General features: G+C 36.3%; 14 protein-coding genes and 1 riboswitch. All 14 genes read right to left on the reverse strand.

Going from position 1 to position 16,227, the window contains the following annotated elements:
• Positions 1-4: 4 nt before the first annotated feature.
• Positions 5-1,330 (reverse strand): nucleotide sugar dehydrogenase, encoded by a 1,326-nt coding sequence (locus HXV90_RS18115; protein ID WP_259949638.1) that lies wholly within the window; start codon positions 1,328-1,330, stop codon positions 5-7.
• Positions 1,331-1,797: 467 nt separating this feature from the next.
• On the reverse strand, positions 1,798-4,977 hold the full coding sequence (locus HXV90_RS18120; protein ID WP_269897708.1) for a hypothetical protein: 3,180 nt from the start codon (positions 4,975-4,977) through the stop codon (positions 1,798-1,800).
• A complete protein-coding gene (locus HXV90_RS18125; RefSeq protein ID WP_054549456.1) occupies positions 4,974-6,395 on the reverse strand; it encodes a glycosyltransferase family 2 protein in 1,422 nt (473 codons plus the stop codon). Before HXV90_RS18125 ends, HXV90_RS18120 begins: the two co-directional genes overlap by 4 nt.
• Complete coding sequence (locus HXV90_RS18130; protein ID WP_269897709.1) at positions 6,396-7,439, reverse strand: HEAT repeat domain-containing protein; 1,044 nt, start codon at positions 7,437-7,439, stop codon at positions 6,396-6,398.
• Entirely contained in the window at positions 7,436-8,308 is an 873-nt protein-coding gene (locus tag HXV90_RS18135) for a response regulator (RefSeq protein ID WP_269897710.1), read from the reverse strand. The genes HXV90_RS18130 and HXV90_RS18135 overlap by 4 nt, the downstream gene beginning before the upstream one ends.
• A gap of 202 nt (positions 8,309-8,510) precedes the next feature.
• On the reverse strand, positions 8,511-9,362 hold the full coding sequence (locus HXV90_RS18140; RefSeq protein ID WP_269897711.1) for a MetQ/NlpA family ABC transporter substrate-binding protein: 852 nt from the start codon (positions 9,360-9,362) through the stop codon (positions 8,511-8,513).
• Between the two features lie 68 nt (positions 9,363-9,430).
• A complete protein-coding gene (locus HXV90_RS18145) occupies positions 9,431-10,099 on the reverse strand; it encodes a methionine ABC transporter permease (protein WP_004228234.1) in 669 nt (222 codons plus the stop codon).
• Positions 10,089-11,117, reverse strand: coding sequence for a methionine ABC transporter ATP-binding protein (locus HXV90_RS18150; RefSeq protein WP_004228232.1), 1,029 nt, complete (start codon positions 11,115-11,117; stop codon positions 10,089-10,091). Before HXV90_RS18150 ends, HXV90_RS18145 begins: the two co-directional genes overlap by 11 nt.
• Positions 11,118-11,199: 82 nt before the next feature.
• Positions 11,200-11,303: riboswitch (SAM riboswitch) on the reverse strand.
• A 56-nt stretch (positions 11,304-11,359) separates the two neighbouring features.
• Entirely contained in the window at positions 11,360-11,671 is a 312-nt protein-coding gene (locus HXV90_RS18155) for a thioredoxin family protein (protein WP_048394370.1), read from the reverse strand.
• A gap of 14 nt (positions 11,672-11,685) precedes the next feature.
• Positions 11,686-12,027, reverse strand: coding sequence for a toprim domain-containing protein (locus HXV90_RS18160; protein WP_004228229.1), 342 nt, complete (start codon positions 12,025-12,027; stop codon positions 11,686-11,688).
• A 91-nt stretch (positions 12,028-12,118) separates the two neighbouring features.
• The gene (gene gcvH, locus HXV90_RS18165) at positions 12,119-12,499 is read right to left on the reverse strand and encodes a glycine cleavage system protein GcvH (protein ID WP_004228227.1); all 381 of its coding nucleotides are present in this window, start codon (positions 12,497-12,499) and stop codon (positions 12,119-12,121) included.
• An 81-nt stretch (positions 12,500-12,580) separates the two neighbouring features.
• Positions 12,581-12,937 (reverse strand): arsenate reductase family protein, encoded by a 357-nt coding sequence (locus HXV90_RS18170; RefSeq protein WP_004228225.1) that lies wholly within the window; start codon positions 12,935-12,937, stop codon positions 12,581-12,583.
• A 182-nt stretch (positions 12,938-13,119) separates the two neighbouring features.
• The gene (locus HXV90_RS18175) at positions 13,120-14,904 is read right to left on the reverse strand and encodes an acyl-CoA dehydrogenase family protein (protein WP_269897712.1); all 1,785 of its coding nucleotides are present in this window, start codon (positions 14,902-14,904) and stop codon (positions 13,120-13,122) included.
• 126 nt (positions 14,905-15,030) lie between these two features.
• Positions 15,031-16,203, reverse strand: coding sequence for an acetyl-CoA C-acetyltransferase (locus HXV90_RS18180; protein WP_036078642.1), 1,173 nt, complete (start codon positions 16,201-16,203; stop codon positions 15,031-15,033).
• Positions 16,204-16,227 lie beyond the last annotated feature (24 nt).

Consider the following 16,227-nt stretch of genomic DNA (forward strand, 5'->3'; position numbering starts at 1 on the left):
CCCCTTATAGTTTGTAATAATTTTTATTTTCGAACAAAAAATGGGTATTACGTGTATCAAAAATTAAAGAAGCTTGTTGATCAATTAAAGAGTAATCAATAGTTGAATGATTCGTTAAAATTAATACTGCATCTGCTTGTTGGATTATTGGTGCGGTTAATGCAACCGTATTGAAATGGGATTGTTCGATAGAAAATGTTTGTATATAAGGATCAATGATCGTTAATTGGCATTGTTTATCTAGTAGTTGCTGAATAACATGAAGTGCTGGTGATTCACGTGAATCGTTTATATTAGGTTTATAAGTGACACCAATGACAACAATATTGGCTCTATACAGCTCTTTATTTTGAATACGTAAGTAATTACTTAATCTCTCTACTACAAAGTTGGGCATTGAGTCATTGATTTTATCAGCTGCTTCAATTAACGTTGCAGAGATACCATGTTGTTGCCCAGCCCATAGTAGATATTTAGGATCTACTGGAATACAATGCCCCCCCACTCCTGGCCCTGGTGTAAATGTCATAAAACCATAAGGCTTTGTAGAAGCTGCATCAATAACTTCCCAAATATCAATGTTCATCTTATAGCAAATCTGACTTAACTCGTTTACAAGGGCTATGTTAATTTGGCGAAAAGTATTTTCCAGTAATTTCTCCATTTCAGCCACTCTAGGGCTTGTCACAGTACACACATGGGTATGAAGAACTGTTTCATAAAAAATCTTTGATAATTCTAGGCATGTGGCTGTTATTCCCCCAATCACTTTTGGTGTATTCGACACGGAAAAGTTGCTATTTCCTGGATCAACACGTTCTGGTGAATACGCTAAAAACAAATCATGACCAATAGTAAAACCATATTTTTGTAAAATAGGCTGGACCATTTCTTCTGTTGTCCCAGGGTAAGTCGTACTTTCAAGAATAACTAGCACATTGGCGTTAATATTTTGACCGATGGCATGCGTTGCTTCTTCGATATATGAAATATTAGGTGTTCCATCAGGAGTAGTAGGTGTAGGTACACAAATAATCACAACGTCTGCTTGTGAAAGCATAGAAAAATCTTTAGTTGCTTCAAAATGTTTACTTTCGATCATTTGCTCTATATTTTCTCTCGGTAAATCAGCAATATAACTTTCACCATTTTGCAATTGTCTAATTTTTCCTTGATTCTTATCAAAGCCAACTACCTTAAATCCATTTTGAGCCATTTCCACGGCAAACGGTAAACCTACATAGCCAAGTCCAATCACTCCAATTGTTGCTTTTTTTGTTTGGATTTTTTTCAATAAAGCTGTACTTAGTGATTTCGTTTCGCTCGTCATTAAAATTACTCCTTTATTTAATCTGTATTTTCATTGTTTTTTCTTTATTTAATTGAGGAACGCATTCCATAAAGCAATGGTTCAATTCTCGTCATCTTTTGTAAAAACCCCCTTCAACATTCAAACTTACACAGGACTCTTTAGTCGAAATAGATCAGTAGGATTACACATCACTCAAAATAAGTTTATTAACGTTTATATAGTACTAATTGAAGCTAAACAATTTCTAAACAATTACACCCAAGGTAATAAAAACCTATTCCTATAAAAAACAAATCAAATTTTCATTATAAAAACGTCTATTTACGACGTTTTTTATATTAACCATTAACTGTAATTTTTTTTGTTTAGAAAAATTTTTCTTTCTACAATTCTAAAAATCCCCTTAAGCCTCGGTTGTCCACCGACACTTAAGGGATTGGTAAATAAAAAAGAGCTAAGGGCAGAACAATCTACCCTTAGCTCCTTTAATATGCTTTAAATAATTTTTGTAAAATATAATAGGATTGTTTTAAGCGCTCTTCATATTTTGGAACTTGCCATGTTTCCCATGTATAAGCAGACAGTGGTGGTAAAACACCATTAGAAGCTGCTGGCATAGATTGAACAACGTTGTTCTCTTTATCTACAAATAAAGCACCAATATAAATATTGTCTACTTTAACCGCCGCTTTATCGCCATCTTTATACAGGTTACCTATAAACTCACGCTGACTCGGATCTTTAGCTTGAATCAATAACCAAGGGATGCGAAGTTCGATAACATTGTCATCGGTCCAAGTATAATCAACTAAAGAATCATAATCTTTTGCTTCTGGATTAGCATTTCCTTGAAGTAATTTTCCTGTTTCGTAGATACTAAAATCAGTCGTTCTATTTTGCTCAGGTAAAAATAGTTGTTTATTTAACACATAGTAAATAGGGGCGAACTTTCCACTATTTTTCAAGGCATTTGCCATTCGGGGAGCAACTAAATTTAAACGGTGGCCATATAAATAATCATAGAAATCGTAGTATTCATCAATAACAACCCTAGATTGACCATTTTTATTGAGCTCAACTATAAAATCAACACCATTGGAAAACGTCATATTTTTTATAGATGTAGCAGACATATTTCCTTGACCTGGTACAACATCTAATAAAATGCGAGGGGAGGTATTGGCTAACTCCTCACTTTTTAATTTAATGTACAAATAACGCTCATCATAGTCTACTGCAAAATCTGTTGGGTTGTTTGGTGCAGTATCATATAGCTGTTTACCCGTCCATTCCGTTGTCTCTCCATCTACTTTTACCTTAAGTCTATCGAAGCTTAATAATCCAAACTGTTGCTCATTTGTTTGAGCATTGGACCAAAATGGTCGACGATTCGGATCATCATAATCCATCGTATTCCACGTTCGTTTAAACCACTCATCTTGCCATGTAAAAACAAGTCCTCCCATGAGCCCCTCATGCATAATATCCTCAAATAAATGTTGAAGTGTTTCTCCCTGTGCTTGCTCTGACATTTGCCCCTGATTCCAACCATATACATTATCATGTGTTTTACCACGTGATGCTGGAATACCAAATTCCGCAATAAGAACAGGCATAGTATGAGCTTCATGGAGCTCTTTTAAATAACCTGCATAGCTATTTTTGTTCCCTCGGAAATCGACATAATTTAAATAATCTTTATCGAAATTAAAGAAGTCAGGGTAGTAAGGATACACATGATAGGAAGCAAATTGTCCCGGTGCAGTCATCTCTCCTTTTGTATGAATAACATTTGGATTGACCCCTACTAAATCTTCATCCTCAGATGGCTCTGACGGATGTTCAAGAATGTCAGTTGTGACCCAGTTCGTGAAACTCATTGGACGTAGCCAGTTATATTTTTCCTTTTCATAAACTGACACCACATCCATTTGTTCTGCTAGCCAATGCTCAAACGGAGAGGCACCCTTTGTTTCAAAAAAAGTACCGTTGTATTGACCAATATTTGCATGTTTTTCATTCGTTCCCACAACCATGTGTGGATACCATTCAATTCCTAGTACCCATCCTATAACATATTTTGATACGTCTACATCATACAAGCCAGATGCATGTCCTGGGCGAGGCTCCACATAGATATTTCCATGAACGACATCTACCATTTGTTTCATTTCTAATTGGAAATCTTCTAACGTATCTTTATCATAGGCGTCCAATGAACCTGCTAAGCCCTCTTCATTAATCCAAACTCCATGTAAAACATATAATGGTTTTTTTGGATGTTCTTCATTATATTTAGCAAGTGCTCTATAAAAGCCTGGTGGATGTAATGTATAGACTCGTATCGTATTAGCATTCATGTCTGCTATTTGTTTAAACCATCGATAATATTCCTCTTCAGTAATTGCTGCTTCTCCAGGAAAGGCGCCAGGTTTCCCCATTCCGATATTGACACCCTTAAATACGATTGGTTCCCATTTGCCATCTCTTAGCACCTCAAAAGATTGTCCCTGAATTCGTGCATTATAATTTAATTTCTCATGATTTACAGTATCCTGAACCTCTTTGTGCTCAAATGAATCAAATATTTTATGCATTACTGGGATGTAAATGGACCAATAAAACGAACTGTCCGCATACTTCTCAGCATATTTATAGATTGTAGGTAACCCTTTTATTTTATAAATATTCGGTACCCGTGCGATATCATTAAAATCTCCCGCAAAATAATAACTAGATGTGTAGCTTTTATCTTGGCCTACAATTGCAGCAAATTGTTCTGGAATGCCATTATCCTTTAACAGCTCTGTTCCTTTTTTTGTTAAATCCCATTTATAATTTGCAAGAGCATCTTCAGCATATTTAGGTGTAATAATATCAAACCAATAATCGTATTGCGCCCTTGCAGATGAATGAAAGAATTTTTTCCCATTTTCAGTAAACTGCACTTGAATACCTTCAGAATTAACATGCTTGTTCATTTCTAGAACAAGAAGCTCCTCAGTTATTTCGTTAAATAGTAAAAAGCCTCCACCTTTATATGACCAATTATCGCCATGTTCATCGATCACCCATTGTGGTATTTCTAAATTTTTATGATAATCAAGCTCATCGAAATAACGTCCGATCCAGCCAGACCATGTAATTCCTAAATAATCCTGTAATTCTTTACGAACTTCCCCTGATGTTGGTGAAGCAAACGTGTTATACTCAGCAATTAACATGCTCTTTTTTTTGCTGGCTAAGCGTTCGACGATTGACTGCCATTCTTTTTGTTCAAGTCCTCCAACAATTTTTTCAGAACGTTCACCTAAACGTTTTGTTTGTTGTAAATCATCTTTATAAACTCCGTACGTATCTGCCAAATAAATGACATCATAGTCACTATAATCATTTGGCAAATTCTTTTCAACAACACTTTTAGTTTCATCATTTGGAACCGTACCATAGTAATCGCGTTCTACGTCATAAGGTTCATTATTTAATCTATATTTATAATGGTTTAAAAACCAATTCACTCCTAAGTGCTCTCGGTAAGACTCATTCGGAACGGTTTTATCTATAATGGCCACATTAAGCTGTTTTTCAACTTCTAAGTACCACCATGTAATAGGGATTATCATGAGGACTAGTACGACCATAACCCCTATATAGATTCGTTTCATACACTTTTCTCCTTTTCAGCAATGCCGACACGTTTCATATTACCCCAGTCACTTTTTCTTAAGACAAAACGAAGTAATCCCTCACAGCGCCAGAATAATGTTAGTGGGCGATACCAAAAAATTTCTGTAAACGCTAAAAGAATCATGCGTAACAACTCTCTTTTTTTCGGATACGTATTCATACTCCACGATTCAAATAATATTGCCGCTATTGAAAAAATAACACCATAAATAACGAATAGTAGTAGCAGCATGAGCGCAACTTCATAATAAATTTTCCCTAAGAAAAAGGCTATGACAATATAAATATATCCGCCTAACTCGACAAGAGGCCCTAGACATTCCACTAGCCAAAAATACGGGAACGAAAGAAATCCAATCATTCCATATCTAGGATTCAAGGTCATTTTTTTATGCTTCCATAGACTTTCAAATAACCCTTGATGCCACCTTCTTCGTTGATTGCGTAGTACTCCTAATGTTTGAGGTGCTTCCGTCCAGCAAACTGGGTCAGGTACAAATTCAATACGCTTATTTTCTTTTTTTTCTTTTATAAGTCGATGGATATTCACCACCAGTTCCATATCTTCCCCAATAATATTGGTTGAATATCCACCTGCTTCAACAGCCCATTTTTTAGAGAAAACACTAAATGCTCCTGAAATAATAAGGACTAAATTGAATTTACTTAACGCTATTCGCCCCATTAAAAATGCCCGCAAATATTCGATTACTTGCATGATTACTAGGTAATTACTAGGTAATTGAGTCTCATAAATAGAGCCAAACTGCATCTTTGCACCATTTGCAATACGAATATTACCTCCTGCTGCAATGACCTCACCATCAGATAAAATGATAGGCTTCATCACCCGCAGCAAGGATTTTTCATCTAATATGGAGTCCCCATCAATAGAGCAAAAATATGGATATTGAGATACATTAATACCCACATTTAGTGCATCAGCCTTACCACCATTTTCTTTATCAACTAAAATACAATTTTTATAGATTTCTGATTCATATATTTGTTTAATGTCTTTTGTAGGGATGTTAGTTCGAACAATTTTATTGATTGGCTTCATTTGAAAATGTTCGATGACCGTTTGAAGGGTTTGATCTGTAGATCCATCGTTAATAATGATAATTTCAGTTTGAGGATAACGTAAATTCAATAATGAATATACTGTATCTACAACTCCTACTTCTTCATTGTAAGCAGGAACAAGTAACGATACCGGTTTTGAATAAAAGGCATCGATATGTGCATCATCATACTCTGATAGATCAAGACGATAGCGTTTTCTTAAATCCAGCATAGCAATGATGAACATTGTACAATATGAAACAATAACGAACAGCATATAAAATAAAATAATGCCCCCAAAAAACATCATGCAATAATCAATTATTTTCATTTACTTCCCCTCTTTTCTCGCTGCAATTTCTTGGGCCATTTCAATTGCATATTGATCATTTGAGGATTCAATGAATTGCTGTAATTTGGCAATACCATGTCGATCTTCTACAATCGTTTTTGCCGCTTGGGAACGTACCCACCAATTCTCATCTTGAAGAAGCTGCTCTAAATAACTATAAGTGTAAGTAAGCGGTACATGCTTAAAAATTTTGGCAACCATTAACCTGGCTTCCCACATTTCAGAGGTCACAAAAGGGACAAAGGGATCCATCTCATCAATAATTCCTATTTCATATAGCCCTTTTAATGCTCTGATGTTAATTTCCGGTGTATCATGGTGTAATAATTTTTTTAATTCATCTAAATACTCCATATTTCTTTTTACAGCAGCAGTATCAATAACAGCAAATTGCATTTTGGCCGACAAACTATTAAAATCATGGAAAAATCGAATAAATACATTATCATCTAATAAGATAAATAGTCTTCTATATTCACTTTCAGCGTAATTTACATTGGAATTTTTTATTTTCTCCATAAATAAATCTGGTTGGAAAAGCGAGTATATTTTCAATAACTGGAAATGTTCTTCATCTGTAATGTTATTTTTTTCGAATTCTTGGCACTTCGTTAGCAATTCATCTATTTGTAAGTCTGCAATTCGATAGAGGGCATTCATTCGAATACTCCATCGTTTACTGGATAAATCTTTTTCGTAGAATGCTTTTAAATATTGATTGGAGAATTGTTTAATTTTTAGTTCCACCTGTTCATTCCTTATATTCTTTAAATAGGATGAAAAAATTTTTTCAATAGCTTCTACTTGGGCGCTTCCTCTAGGTACCAATACGATACTAAATAATGCGTTATTGAATAAGTAATCATACCAAAGTTGAGAATAATTTTGTAAATAACGGTCACGAACTTTCTCAAAATAGCTTTCACGCTGTCGCTGAACAAGTAAATACATAAAAAAGATAAAGAGTACAACTAATAAAAAGGAAATTATTACCAAAATTGTCGAAACAGTCAGCTTGATCATTGCCAAAACCTCGCAAACGTTCTTTTAATTTTGGCTTCTAGCAAACGTAAATTAAATGGTTTGACAATATATTCATCAACACCGCCCTCATAAGCATTAAGCGCTGCCCCTTCAGAATTGCGTTCTGACATCATATAAATAATAAATTTCTTTTCATTTGGCATATGTCGTAAGATATGCAATATTTCTAAGCCATTTTTTAGCGGTAAAATATCATTCATAAGAATTAGATGCATATGCCCTAATTTATAATCATCCGATTGTAAAAAGCTATAGCCATCCTCATAAACCTTTACATCTAAAGAAAAATAAGGGATATTTATTTGGTTAAGCGTTGACTCTAATACTTGTCTAAAAATTGCGTTTTGCTCAATAATACTAACTTTCACTAATTCAGTTGGTTGCTCACAGTAATCCTTTACCTCTGCTATACTCCATGTTAATTGCTCATCCCCTGATAACATCTGTTTATTTTTATTTAACAGCTCTTCAAAAATAACGTTATTATTTCTTATTTCTGTTATAGAGGCCTTTAATGCAATCTGTTGGAACTTTCGTTCTGCTTTTAAGATGGCAAATATTCGTTTTAAAAACGCCCTAGCTTCTACATCACTACTTTGTAAAAAGAAGATGCCCCAATGATCTCCGTCGGATAATTGAAAAAGCAAGTCTGTCTTGCGTATTTTTGATTGTAAAAACGAGGTAACTTGATCATTCACATTTTCATTCAGTTGTGTAGCATTAGCTGTTTTTAAAAAGACTGCTGTTATAGTAAGGCGTGATCTAATCACACTTTCTCGCCATATTTTAAAGTAGCGCTCTACTTCATGTTCTTGCATGATGTCATGGGTGAATTTTATATCATTCATTAGAATCACTCCATCTAGTTTTTTCTTATTATTACTTTCTATCATTTATTTCGTAGATTAACAACATTACTATAGTAATAAATGTGACTAAACAATAAATAGACGTCATAAAAAATACATAGTTTCTCATCAATTTAACTACAAATAAAAAAGAGTACATAAGTCGTTAAACTTATGTACCCTTTTATAAAATTTTTAATTCTTATTTTACCGGTACTACTGCACCTTTCCACTCTTCTAAAATGAAGTCTTGGATTTCTTTAGATGTTAATACTTCTAATAATTTTTTATTTTCAGGTTTTGATTCATCACCTGCACGTACAGCGATGATGTTAACATATGGAGATTCTTTATCTTCAAGAGAAATAGCATCTTCAATTGGGTTTAAACCGTTATCGATGGCAAAGTTAGAATTGATAAGTACTGCATCGCCTTCATCGTTTTCGTACATTTGTACAAGCATTTCTGGGGCAGTATTTGCATCGAATTTAAAGTTTTTAGGATTTTCTTCAATATCCTTTAATTCTGCTGCTGTTTTATCAATGCCTTCTTTTAATTTGATTAAGCCTTTAGCCTCTAACAATGACAGCATACGACCATGGTCAGATACTGAATTAGAAAGTAAAATTGTTGCGCCTTCAGGCAGGTCTTCTAACGTTTTATATTTTTTAGAGTAAATACCGATTGGTTCAATATGAACGCCACCTGCATTAACGAAATCATAGCCATTGTCTTTAATTTGTAGCTCTAAGTAAGGAATGTGCTGGAAATAGTTTGCATCAATATCTTTTGACTCTAAATCTTGGTTTGGTAGAACATAATCTGTATACGTTTCAATTTCAAGGTCTATGCCTTCTTTAGCTAAGATCGGTTTTGCTTTTTCTAAAATAACTGCGTGCGGTGTATTAGAAGCACCTACTTTTAATGTTACGTTTTCTTTGTTATCTGTTTGATCGCCAGATGCTGATTTTTCATCTTCTTTTTTATCTGTACCGCAAGCTACTAATGCTAGTACAAGTATTGATAAAAATAATCCTGCTAATAACTTTTTCATTTATGACACTCCCTTGTATTTGTTTTAAATATGTTAGCGGTAAAAACCGGAATAACCCCTTTTTCTTGCTAGCGTTTATCAATTTTTTCAGTAATTAAATCACCAATCCATTGAATAATAAATACGACTACTAAGATCAAAATAGTTGCCATTAATGTCACATCTTGGCGATTTCGCTGGAAGCCGTCTAAGAAAGCTAAGTTACCAAGACCACCTGCACCAATAATTCCTGCCATCGCTGTATAACCTACAAGAGCAACAGCCGTTACAGTGATACCAGAAATCAAAGCTGGTAATGATTCCGGAACCAATACTTTCCAAATAATTGTAGAAGTTTTTGCTCCCATTGAACGGGCTGCTTCAATCACACCTTTATCAATTTCACGTAACGCAATTAATACCATACGAGCATAAAACGGTGCTGCACCGATAATTAAAGCAGGTAACGCCGCATTGGCACCGCGAATTGTACCTAGTAAAAACTTCGTAAATGGAATTAATAAAATAATTAATACGATAAATGGAATGGAACGGAAAATATTAACGAGTGATCCTGTTAAAAAGTTAACGATTTTATTTGCCCATAACTGATTGGGGCTAGTTAGAAATAGAACAATACCAATGACTAACCCAAGAATAAATGTCACAACCGTTGATATAGCTGTCATGTATAAAGTTTCATACGTAGCTTGCCACATATTTTCCCAGTCTACATTCGGAAAGAGATTAGTTAGCATTTTCAATCACCTCCGTCTGTACTTCCACTGTATTTAAATAACGAAGGGCTTCAGTGACATTTGTCTGAGAGCCATCAATTTGCACAATCAATGTACCATATGCACCATTTTTTGTTTGTGAAATATTTCCGTGAACAATACTTACTTCTACATCAAATTGTTTCACAAGATGTGAGATGACAGGCTGTTCTGTTTTTTCACCAACAAAAATCAATTTGACAAGTTGTCCAGTTGGATAGTTTGTTTTAATTTGTGCTACCGTATCTTGTGTTTCCTTAGTGTCGGTAATTTGAGATACAAACTTCTTAGTAATAGCCGCCTGTGGGGCTTGGAAGACTTGTAATACCTCACCACGTTCCACAATTTCGCCTGCCTCCATCACCGCTACACGATGACAAATTTTGCGGATGACATGCATTTCGTGGGTAATCAGGACGATTGTTAAGCCTAAGCGTTCATTTATATCTACGAGTAAATCAAGAATGGCATCCGTTGTTTCAGGGTCAAGTGCGGATGTCGCCTCATCACATAGTAAAACCTCTGGATTATTCGCTAATGCACGTGCAATTCCTACACGCTGCTTTTGTCCCCCGGAAAGCTGGGATGGATATGCCTTATCGCGCCCTTCTAAGCCTACAAGGGCAATTAATTCCTTCACACGCGCTTCACGTTGAGCCTTTGGGAAGCCTGCGATTTCTAAAGGGAATGCAATATTTTCGGCAACTGTTCTTGACCAAAGTAAATTAAAATGCTGGAAAATCATACTTACCTTTTGTCTAGCTGCTCTAAGCTTTTGCCCTTTTATCGATGAAAATTCTTGATTGTTCACCGTTACTGTTCCTGCTGTCGGTTTCTCTAAACCGTTTAATAAACGAATCATGGTACTTTTACCAGCACCACTATAGCCGATAATGCCAAAAATTTCACCTTTATTAATAGTAAGGTTGACGTCTTTGACTGCCGTTAATTCGCCATTTGCTGTTTTGTATTTCTTTGTAATATTTTGAAGCTGGATCATAGCGAATACTCCTTTTCTCATATAGAAAACCCCTTCACTCACAGACAAGTAGAAGGGGTCACGTATGATACGTTAAACCGTTCTCTCATCTTTCAAAGAAAAATCTTTGGGTGATTTGGCACCTTTTCACATTGTGATGGTTGCCGGGCTTCATAGGGCACTTCCCTCCGCCACTCTTCATAAGAGTTCGATATATTTAATGTTTTAATAATATATTTGATACTTTACCACGCTAGTAAAGTTCAGTCAATTGATTTTTTTAACAATTCATATAAAAATGGTACGGATTGAAAAGCATAAATCTTTTCTGTCACTTTTCCGCCATCACTGATGAGTAGACAGGGAACACTTTCAATTTGATGCTCATAAGCTATGTGTTCCAAAAAGTTGATATTTGCTTTACCCATTTGTAGCTGTGGCAGTAATTGCTCAATAATGGACATCATTTTAGATGCCACTGCACACGTTCCACACATCGGTGTATATAAATAAAATGCAGTTTTCTCTCCCGACTGTTTAGCCGCTTCCCACTGCTCTATTGACCATTCTTCCATTTACTCACGCAACCTTACAAAATATATTCATTATGGATTGAAAAATGTGCACGCAGTAAAATCATTGCTAGCACTTTTCTTGGTGTCGTTTCTACTTCCTTGTATGTTGGCATTGTGCGCAGATGCTCAGCCTCTGGATAATGTCTGTCCATTAATGCACGTAGCTTATCACCAGAAGTATCTGCATCAAAAAAAGTAAATAGCTCACAGCCCTCATAGGGATCCAGTAGTTCTTCTAATTGATGCACACCAATTGTACCATTCGTACATAGTATTGTAACATTCTCATTCAAAATAGGCTCAATTTGTAGCTTATCTGAGCGCCCTTCTACTATCAAGCATTTTCCCTCGAACATTACGCCACCTCCATTTAGAGATCCCCACTTATAAGTCATTATATAACAAAAAACGCCGGTAGTTTCCGACGTTTTTCGATTATGGCTTGTCTTATTCAGCGATCATTTCTTCGTATTGCTCTGCTGTCATTAGTTTCTCAACTTCTGATGCGTCAGCAGGCTCAACAACGATCATCCATGCTTTTTCATATGGTGATTCATTAACGAATTCTGGGCTATCTTCTAAATCTGCATTTACTTCAACTACAGTACCTGAGATTGGTGCATATAATTCAGAAACAGTTTTTACTGATTCTACGCTACCGAATGGATCATCTGTTTTGATTTCGTCGCCAACTTGTGGAAGCTCAACGAATACGATATCTCCTAATTCAGATTGTGCGAAGTGAGTAATACCAATACGTACTTTTCCATCTTCTACTTTTACCCATTCATGTTCTTCAGAGTATCGTAAGTCTTTAGGTGTGCTCATGCAAAAAACCCCTCCATAAATATGTAATATATTCACTTTCAGTGTGCCATACTTCTCCTATAAATACAAGGTTTAATACGGTTATTTCCAAGCTTGCTCAAAATCTACTTCTTTAAAACCTAAAGTAACTTTTTTTCCATCTGTCACGATGGGACGTTTAATTAACATGCCATCTGAAGCAAGTAGCTCAAGCTGCTCATCCTCCGTCATTTCTGCTAACTTGTCCTTTAAACCAAGCTCACGATATTTCATGCCTGAGGTATTAAAAAATTTCTTCAAAGGCTGTCCACTAGCTTGCCAAATAGCTGTTAATTCTTCTTTAGTGGGAGGTTGCTCTGCGATATGTACCTCTTCATAGGAAACCTCATGCTCATTTAACCACTTCTGTGCCTTTTTACATGTTGTACATTTCGGATAATGGAAAAATTGAATCGTCATTACAATGCTCCTCTTCTGTCTTTTTCTGTAGTATACCATCATAGTTGTTTTCAATGGTGAACTTCACTCTTTTTTGTAAGTTTATCCACCAGTTGTGCAAATTTATCCGCTCCTTTTACAATTATCCATCTCATAAAAAAACCTAGCTATCTTTTGCAGATAGCTAGGTTAAATTTGCACTATTAAACAATATATTTTTCTGCATCAATTAATTTAACGGAAGCCTCACGCTTCTTCGCAATTAAATTATATGGATTATTACGCGTTAGCTTACGCAGTGCAGATAATGTCATACGGGCTGCATCGCCATCCGCTGAAGCAAGAATTGTGTCTTTTGCTTCTTTTTCGATTTCTGCGAATGCTTCTTGGCAGAAAATTTGTGTGTATAGCAATTTTTGATGTGCTTTTTCAGCACCGTCACGAGCAATTGCTTTTTCTGTACGTAAGACAGCTGATTCCATTGCAAATAATTGGTTAGCTATATTCGCAATGTTTACCAATACTTCTTGCTCTTGATCAAGTTTTGCACCAAAGCGTTGTGCTGCTAATCCTGCAGCTAATACAGCAATCTTCTTGGCATTTTTCACTAAATATTTTTCTTGTGCTAACGGCTCTGTACCGATTTCCTCTGGCATTAGCATAAGCAGCTCTTGCTGTAAATTTTGAGCAACTTGTAATAATGGCAGCTCACCTTTTAGAGCCTTTTTCATAAATGTACCAGGTACAATCATGCGGTTAATTTCGTTTGTACCTTCAAAAATTCGATTAATACGAGAATCACGGTAAATACGCTCTACCTCATACTCAGCCATAAAGCCATAACCGCCATGAAGTTGTACTGCTTCATCTGCAATATAGTCTAATGTTTCTGAACCGAATACTTTGGCAATAGAGCATTCAATAGCATATTCAGCAATCGCACCTGCAATCACTTTTCCTTGCTTTTGCTCTTCAGGGCTTAACTGACTTAAGCGGTCCTCAAATAGACCAACCGTACGATAGTTTAATGATTCTGATGCATACAGTTGAGAAGCCATTGTAGATAATTTCTCTTTTGTCAGATTGAAATCAGAAAGCTTTGTTTTAAATTGCTGACGTTGGTTTGTATACTGAATAGCTAACTCCAATGCACGCTTCGATCCGCCAATTGTGCCCACGCCTAGTTTATAACGACCAATGTTTAAAATATTGAACGCAATGATATGACCACGACCAATTTCGCCTAATAGATTTTCTACAGGTACTTCCGCATCTTCCAATACTAATGTACGAGTTGATGATGATTTAATCCCCATTTTCTTTTCTTCAGGGCCAACTGAAACACCATTGTAGGCACGTTCTACGATAAAGGCAGAGAATTTATCGCCATCAATTTTTGCGTAGACAACAAATACATCAGCAAAGCCTGCATTCGTAATCCACTGTTTTTCCCCATTTAAAATATAATGTGTGCCAGCTTCATTTAATTTGGCAGTCGTTTTTGCACCTAGAGCATCTGAACCTGAACCTGGCTCTGTTAATGCATAGGCAGCGATTAATTCACCTGAAGCAAGCTTAGGTAAGTATTTTTTCTTTTGATCTTCATTACCGAATAAAACAATTGGTAATGACCCAATTCCAACGTGAGCACCATGTGTGATAGAGAAACCACCTGCAACAGACATTTTTTCAGCGATTAAAGCTGAAGAAACTTTGTCTAATCCTAGCCCATCGTATTCTTCAGGCACGTCTGCTCCAAGTAAGCCTAATTCGCCTGCACTTTTTAGGAGACGCACTGAATGCTCAAATTCATGGTGCTCTAAATTTTCAACTACTGGTAAAACTTCATTTGCTACGTATTCCTCTGTTGTTTTAGCAATCATTTTATGCTCGTCAGTGAAATCTTCCGGTGTAAATACACGATCTAATTCCACATCTTCAATAAGAAATCCGCCGCCTTTAATGAAATCAGTTGTTTTTTCAGTCATGATTAATTCCTCCCAATATATCTTTTTGTTAGTTGATTCCCCTAATGATCATATATAGAAAAGCTTGATGTATACAATGTTCGGAGGCAACCGTAAACAGTACACCTCAAGCTGATCTAGCAAAATTTATAGAATTTCAAATACGCCAGCAGCACCCATGCCGCCACCAATACACATTGTCACGACGCCATATTTCTTCCCTTGACGCTTCAATTCATGAATTAGCTTTAAAGTTAAAATAGCTCCCGTTGCGCCTAATGGATGACCTAATGCAATCGCTCCACCATTGACATTGACTTTCTCTTGGTCGATGCCTAAATGACGTACCACCTGTAATGACTGTGAAGCAAACGCTTCATTAATTTCCCATAAATCAATATCATCGATGGATAAGCCTGCAATTTCCAACGCTTTTGGCACTGCCACGATAGGCCCGATACCCATTACTTCAGGGGGTACACCGCCTACTGCAAAGCCTAGGAATTTTGCCATTGGTGTCAGTCCTTGCTTGTCAGCTTCTTCACGATCCATTACTAGTACAGCTGCTGCACCATCGGAAGTTTGAGAGGCATTCCCCGCCGTTACACTGCCTTTTACATGGAAAGCTGGACGCAATTTTGCTAAACCTTCAACTGATGTACCTGGACGTACACCTTCATCCATACTGAATGTGAATTTTTTTACTTGTGGTTTATTGTTATCGTCTACGTAATGCTGTTCCACTTCGATTGGTACAATTTCATCATTGAATTTACCTTCTTTAATTGCCTTTTCAGCAAGCGTGTGCGAGCGAACAGCAAAAGCATCTTGATCTTCACGACTAACATTATATTGACGAGCTACTTCCTCAGCTGTATGTCCCATGCCCATATAATATTGTGGAGCCGTTTCCGCTAAAGTCGGATTTAAACGTGGTGTATTCCCTACCATCGGCACCATACTCATGGATTCTACACCACCAGCAAGAATGGCCTTTGAGTGTCCTAACATAATTCGCTCTGCTGCATAGGCAATCGCCTGTAAACCTGATGAGCAAAATCTATTAATCGTCAGAGCAGGGGTTGTATCTGGTAATCCAGCAAGTGCCCCAATACTACGTGCTACATTCATTCCTTGCTCTGCTTCTGGCATCGCACAGCCTAAAATTAAATCATCAATCGGCCCTTCATAGCCTGCTCTTTTCAGTGTTTCTTTGACTACGACAGCACCAAAATCGTCTGGTCTTACTGTTGCTAAAGAACCTTTTTTTGCTTTTCCAATTGGAGTTCGTGCTCCTGCTACAATAACGGCTTCACGCATCGTATTAATCCCCCTTTGTTTCAT

It is taken from the genome of Lysinibacillus sp. JK80 (assembly GCF_027557635.1).
GTDB lineage: Bacteria > Bacillota > Bacilli > Bacillales_A > Planococcaceae > Lysinibacillus > Lysinibacillus capsici.